Here is a 5,080-nt window from a genome sequence, read left to right as displayed (position 1 = left end):
AAATTCACGGCGGTAACGACATCGGATGCACCAACGCAGCATACGATCAGCGCGGGCCGCCGGTCGATCATGCTGTTCCAGATGCTGCGCATGTCGTCGTAGGCCGCGTCGCCTTCCCGCAGCACGGTGCCGCGTATCCGAGCCGAAAGGGCATCAAGGGCCGCGGCGTCGAGCGTCGTCTTGCCGCCCTCAAGGGTGGTGAAGCTCATGGCATTCATGCTTTCCTCCCGTTTTTGTGGTGAGCCCCCCTTCCTGCCTTTTAGTGTGCGCTTATGTTAGCTGTGACGCAAGCAATGGCGGGCAGCGCGGCCCGCCATTGCGAACTGAATTTCTCAACGGACGATCCGCTGCACGGCGCGCTAGTTGGGTGCTCGCGTTTACCGGCGATCTTCCGCCTTTGCCTACAATCTTAACGGGCAGGAATAACAGAATTTCAATCAACGCAAATTATACATCGCGGCGGATGTGGACCATGGAGGGGAACACCGCATGAAACGCCTGATGTTTGCCTGCTCGATATCGTCTGGGCTGCTGTTGTCAGCGAACCGGGCGTTTGCGTTCAATTTCGGCTTCGTCAGGGTGCCGGACTGGATGGATCCTTATATCGGCGTGCTCGTTGCCGTCACCTTCTTCTTCTGGCTCGGACTGGCGGCGACAAAGCCGAGCGGCGTGCCGTTCAAGCAGGTGCGGTATGTCAAGGTTTCGCCGATAGCGAATTTCTTCTACCTCGGCATGGCCTTCTTCTTCACCATCATGATGGTCATGCTGTTCGCCGGCATGGGCCTGAGGCGATACGCTGAATGGACCGGCGCAGCGTAGAGCGGGAAGCGAAACGGGACAGATCGACCCTCTTTCGCGCCGCCTCTGTCCTGCCGGACATCTGCCCCACAAGGGACCCACAAGGGGGAGATTGGCAGCTTCGCCGCCGTTGCCCCTTACGCCTTCTCGCGCTTCAGCGCCTGCGCCATGCAGTGGATGCCGCCGCCGGTCTTGGAGATCTCACTCATATCGACGGCCGCGACCTCGAAGCCGCGCGCCCGCAGCTTTTCGATCAGCGTCTGGCTCGATGTCGGCGCGATCACCCTGTCCTTGCCGAGCGACATGAAGTTGCAGCCGAGCGCCATCGTGTCCTGGAAGGGCACGTCGATGATCTCGTGGCCCTTGCCCTTCAGCCAGTCGACGATGCCGGGCTCGGTGCAGGCGAGGCAGACCGCGGTAAGCTTTTCGGCGATCGGCACAACCATCAGGTCGATATGGACATAGTATTCGTCGATGAAGGCGATGCGCGTCTCCCAGCCTTCCTTGTCGAACCAGGCCTGCACCTGGCGGGCGCCCTCCTCCTGGGTGCGAGCGCCGCCGCAGCCGATCAACACCACGCCGTCCTCGATGACGTTGAAGTCGCCGCCTTCGAAGGTACCGGCGGTCACCATATCGTAGATAGGGATGCCGAGCTTTTCATAGGTGCGGATGGCGGCGTAGTTCTCGCCGCGCCGCCACCAGTTGGCCATGGCGGTGATGAAGGCGCCGTAGGGCGTCATGACGCTGGAATCGCGCGAATAGACCTGCATCGGCAGTTCCGGGGTCGGCTCGTGCCAGTGGATGTTGACGCCGAAATGCTCGTATGCCGCGACAAGGTCCTTGTGCTGCGCCTGCGCGATCTGGACGTTGCAGGGCGCCTCGCGCAGATGTTTTCTCGACAGCGAGCTTGTCGACAGGTGGCGCAGGAAGTTGGGCGAACCAAGCAGCACGTCGGTCAGCACATCGGTCTCGTTGGCGAAGCCCCAGGCGGTCAGCGGCTTGGTGCCGCCGGCGGGGTTGCGGCGCTGCAGCGAGAACGGCTCGGCGACGACGCGGTCATGGACGGTCATGGTTGTTCTCCTCGTGGGGTTGTTGATCGGTCATGCAGTGGAGGCGGCCGGGATCCACCAGTCGCGCCCGCGCGCCGTGGCGACATATTCCGGCCAGCGGAAATTGATCGGCGGCTCGTAGTCGCAAAGCGGCGCGATCCAATTCGCGCCGCCGACGCCGCCGCCGGTGCGGGCGACGAACTCGTCCATCGCCGCATCGCGCGCGGCCTTGTCCTCGAGCAGGCGCAGCGCCGTCAGCGCGATCGTCTTCGAAGCGCAGGTCACCATCGGGTCGATCGTCGCGGCAATGCCGCCCAGCGCGTTCATCACCCAGCCTGGCCAGGCATGGCCGTTTGCCGAGCGCAGCGCCGGGCGCGCGACATAGAAACGCGCCGTCGGCGCATGCCAGCTCATGTCGGTGTAGTCGTCCGAGGTCGAGTTCACCTGCGAGGGCGGCAAGTCGCGGCGCAGGATCGCCTCGGCCTCCTGCGGCATGATCAGCCGCTCCAGTTCGTCGATGAACGGGTGTTCTGCCGCCGTACCGCCGGCATTGACCTGGATTTCGCGGGCGATTTTCTTCGCCTTCTCGTCCCAGCGCGGCGGCCCAACGGTCGAGAGCGCTTCATAGGCGAGCCCAGCCATGGCGTGATTGGCGAGGCCGGGCCGCGACTTCGACACCCAATGGCGCTCGTAGCGGCAGCCGCTGATCGCCGCGGCCGCGGCCGCATTGCGGTCGAGCACGTCGGTGACCTGCTCGGCCATGGCAATGGTCGGCACACGGATCATATACTGGATCTCGGCCAGCCCTGCCGGCAGATTGTCGGCGGTCGCCTGGCCTGCGGTCAGGATCGCCTCGCTGATCGACCAGCCGCCCTGGTGCGGCAGCATGGAATCGCGCAGCGTCTTGGAGGCCATGTACATCGTCATCAGCGCGTCGTTGGCGCCCGGCGCCCTGACCGCCGAATGCGCCTGCGGGATCGGCGCGCCATCGCTTGCGCGAACCCACTTTTCGGGTTCGTCGCAGACAAAGCGGTAGATCATCGCGTAGGCGGCGCCGCAATGCGTGTCCCAGCGCGCCGTGTTGCAGAGCGGCAGCATGTAGAAAGGATGGAAGGAGATCATGCCGGCGAGGCCGTCATAATAGCCCCTGGCGGCGTGGATCGGCTTCGAGCCCCTTACCTTCTCCGCCGGCTCGCCGGTGAAGCGCAGCGTGCCCTGTACGCCGTGGCGCTGCATGGCCGCCTTGGTGGCGAGCAGGCCGCCGAGGCTGGCGATGCCCAGCCCCGAATGCGGATCGGTATGGCCACCGGCCTCGAAGCCGAGGCCGGGGCGCGGCCGCTTCACCGTGGCGGCATCCTGGCAGTTGCCGGGCACGGCGTCATATTCGGCATACATGCCGACGGTCGGGCCGACGCCATTGGTCCAGTGGGCGCAAAACGCGGTTGGCATGCCGCCCGAGCCTTCCTCGACGGAAAAGCCCTCGCGCTTCAACCGTTCGACATACCAGGCGGCCGACCGGTACTCGCGCCAGGCGGTCTCGCCGAAGTCGAAGATGGTCCGCGTCCATGCCGACAGCGACGGCTGGATGTCGTCGAGGCAGGCAAGTGCCGTCGCTTGCGCCGATGTCGTGGCCGGTTGCTCCATGGCCAGAAGAAAGCAGTGAAGCGGCCTTTCAAAAAGTGATATGTTTTCCCGGCTCGTGCAAATTCGGTTCACCTGAGGTCCCTTGCGCATACCATCCACACAAGCCCTGCGTGCCCTCGACAGCTTCGCCCGTCATGGCAGCGTCTGGCGCGCCGCCGACGAACTGCACCTCACTCGCAGCGCCGTCTCGCACCAGCTTCGCCTGCTCGAACGCGACCTCGGCTTCGACCTGCTGGAGCGCATCGGCAAGGGCGTCGCGCTCACCCCGCGCGGCCAGCGCTATGCCAGCGACGTGCGCAAGGCGCTGACCGTTCTCGGCGACGCGGTGGGGCGCAATGCCGGCACCGGCGTCGGCGGCTCGTTCGCCGTCTCCTGCACGCCGGGCTTCGCCTCGCTGTTCCTCTGCACCCATATCGGCGAGTTCCGGCAGATGTATCCCGATGTCGCCCTGCACATCCTGACGCCGAGGCGCCTCGACGACGTCAGCAATCCAGACGCCGATGCCTTCATCGCCTTCGGCGTCGGCAACTGGCCGAACCGCGCGGCCGAGCTTTTGTGCGAGATCTCGTTCACGCCGCTCTGCAGCCCGACGCTGCTCAACAAGGTGGGTGGCTTTTCCAAGCCCGCCGACGTGCTGCGCGCCAATCTCCTGCATCTCGGCGACACCGAGGACTGGGCACGCTGGCTGGCGCTTTCCAAGGTGGAGAATCCGGACACCGAGGGCGGCATCTTCTTTTCCGACATGAACCTCGTCTTCTCGGCGGCGATCGCCGGCCAGGGCATCGCCATGGGTGACGAATTGACCAGCCGCAAGGCGCTGAACGAGGGCCGGCTGGTGCGCCCATTCGACATCGCGATCAAATCGCCGCGGTCATACTTCCTGGTGTCGGAGCATGCCAAGGCCAACCATCCGGTGCTGCAGGCGTTCGGCGGATGGCTGCGATCGAAGCTGTCGGAGAACAGGGTCGGGCCGTATTGAGAGCGCGCCATCCATTCCACCCAAACCCACCACCCGTGAATCAAATTTGCCGATCAGGCGAAAACTATTCGGTTGCGGTGAGCCGTCGCCCTGCCCTACGATTTCATCCAGCCACCAAGGAAGAGGCAGGAATGCAGCAACCCGGCCGGGCCGCAGAAATCAAGGCGAACGGGATCGGCAAGAGCTTCGGCTCGTTCCGGGCGCTGGACAATCTGACGCTCGATATCGGCCGCGGCGAGTTCCTGACCCTGCTCGGGCCGTCGGGCTCCGGCAAGACGACCTTCCTGATGATCCTCGCCGGCTTCGTGCAGCCGAGCGAGGGGCAGTTGTTCAGCGACGGCATCGACATCACCGACCGTCCGGCCGAGCAGCGCGCCGCCGGCATGGTGTTCCAGGGCTATGCGCTGTTCCCGCACATGAGCGTCGAACAGAACATCGCCTTCCCGCTCAAGGTGCGCAAGAAATCCGCCTCCGAGGTCAAGCGCCGCGTCGCCGAGATGGTCGAGCGCGTCGGGCTGAAGGGCCATGAGAAGAAATTGCCGGCGCAGCTTTCCGGTGGCCAGCAGCAGCGCGTGGCGCTTGCCCGCGCGCTGGTGTTCGAGCCGGGCGC

The 5,080-nt window shown here is 64.9% G+C and carries 5 protein-coding genes and 1 pseudogene; 3 read left to right on the top strand and 3 right to left on the bottom strand.

Going from position 1 to position 5,080, the window contains the following annotated elements; translation table 11 throughout:
- Positions 1–218: pseudogene (locus EN742_RS23855) on the bottom strand (FAD-linked oxidase); the annotation flags it as partial.
- A gap of 271 nt (positions 219–489) precedes the next feature.
- On the opposite strand from EN742_RS23855, the gene EN742_RS23850 reads away from it, so the two are divergent.
- Positions 490–819 (top strand): hypothetical protein, encoded by a 330-nt coding sequence (locus EN742_RS23850; RefSeq protein ID WP_126055472.1) that lies wholly within the window; start codon positions 490–492, stop codon positions 817–819.
- Positions 820–935: 116 nt separating this feature from the next.
- Here EN742_RS23850 and EN742_RS23845 read toward each other — a convergent pair whose 3' ends face one another.
- Together EN742_RS23845 and EN742_RS23840 are read right to left on the bottom strand one after the other, a co-directional pair.
- The gene (locus EN742_RS23845) at positions 936–1,868 is read right to left on the bottom strand and encodes a dimethylarginine dimethylaminohydrolase family protein (protein ID WP_128333353.1); all 933 of its coding nucleotides are present in this window, start codon (positions 1,866–1,868) and stop codon (positions 936–938) included.
- A 30-nt stretch (positions 1,869–1,898) separates the two neighbouring features.
- Positions 1,899–3,491, bottom strand: coding sequence for an amidohydrolase (locus tag EN742_RS23840; protein WP_126055474.1), 1,593 nt, complete (start codon positions 3,489–3,491; stop codon positions 1,899–1,901).
- Positions 3,492–3,573: 82 nt separating this feature from the next.
- On the opposite strand from EN742_RS23840, the gene EN742_RS23835 reads away from it, so the two are divergent.
- The gene (locus EN742_RS23835) at positions 3,574–4,470 is read left to right on the top strand and encodes a LysR substrate-binding domain-containing protein (RefSeq protein WP_126055475.1); all 897 of its coding nucleotides are present in this window, start codon (positions 3,574–3,576) and stop codon (positions 4,468–4,470) included.
- A 131-nt stretch (positions 4,471–4,601) separates the two neighbouring features.
- Positions 4,602–5,080 (top strand): ABC transporter ATP-binding protein (locus EN742_RS23830; protein ID WP_148670218.1); only part of this gene is annotated, 479 nt, incomplete at its 3' end.

This window comes from Mesorhizobium sp. M4A.F.Ca.ET.020.02.1.1, assembly GCF_004022645.1.
Classification (GTDB): Bacteria; Pseudomonadota; Alphaproteobacteria; order Rhizobiales; family Rhizobiaceae; genus Mesorhizobium.
Note: the sequence above shows the minus strand (reverse complement) of the source record. Positions and strands in the feature narration are given on the sequence as shown.

Excerpts from the sequence above, each read along its gene's own strand:
- EN742_RS23850 (WP_126055472.1), top strand. The coding sequence starts at position 490 with ATGAAACGCCTGATGTTTGCCTGCTCGATATCGTCTGGGCTGCTGTTG.
- EN742_RS23845 (WP_128333353.1), bottom strand. The coding sequence starts at position 1,868 with ATGACCGTCCATGACCGCGTCGTCGCCGAGCCGTTCTCGCTGCAGCGC.
- EN742_RS23840 (WP_126055474.1), bottom strand. The coding sequence starts at position 3,491 with ATGGAGCAACCGGCCACGACATCGGCGCAAGCGACGGCACTTGCCTGC.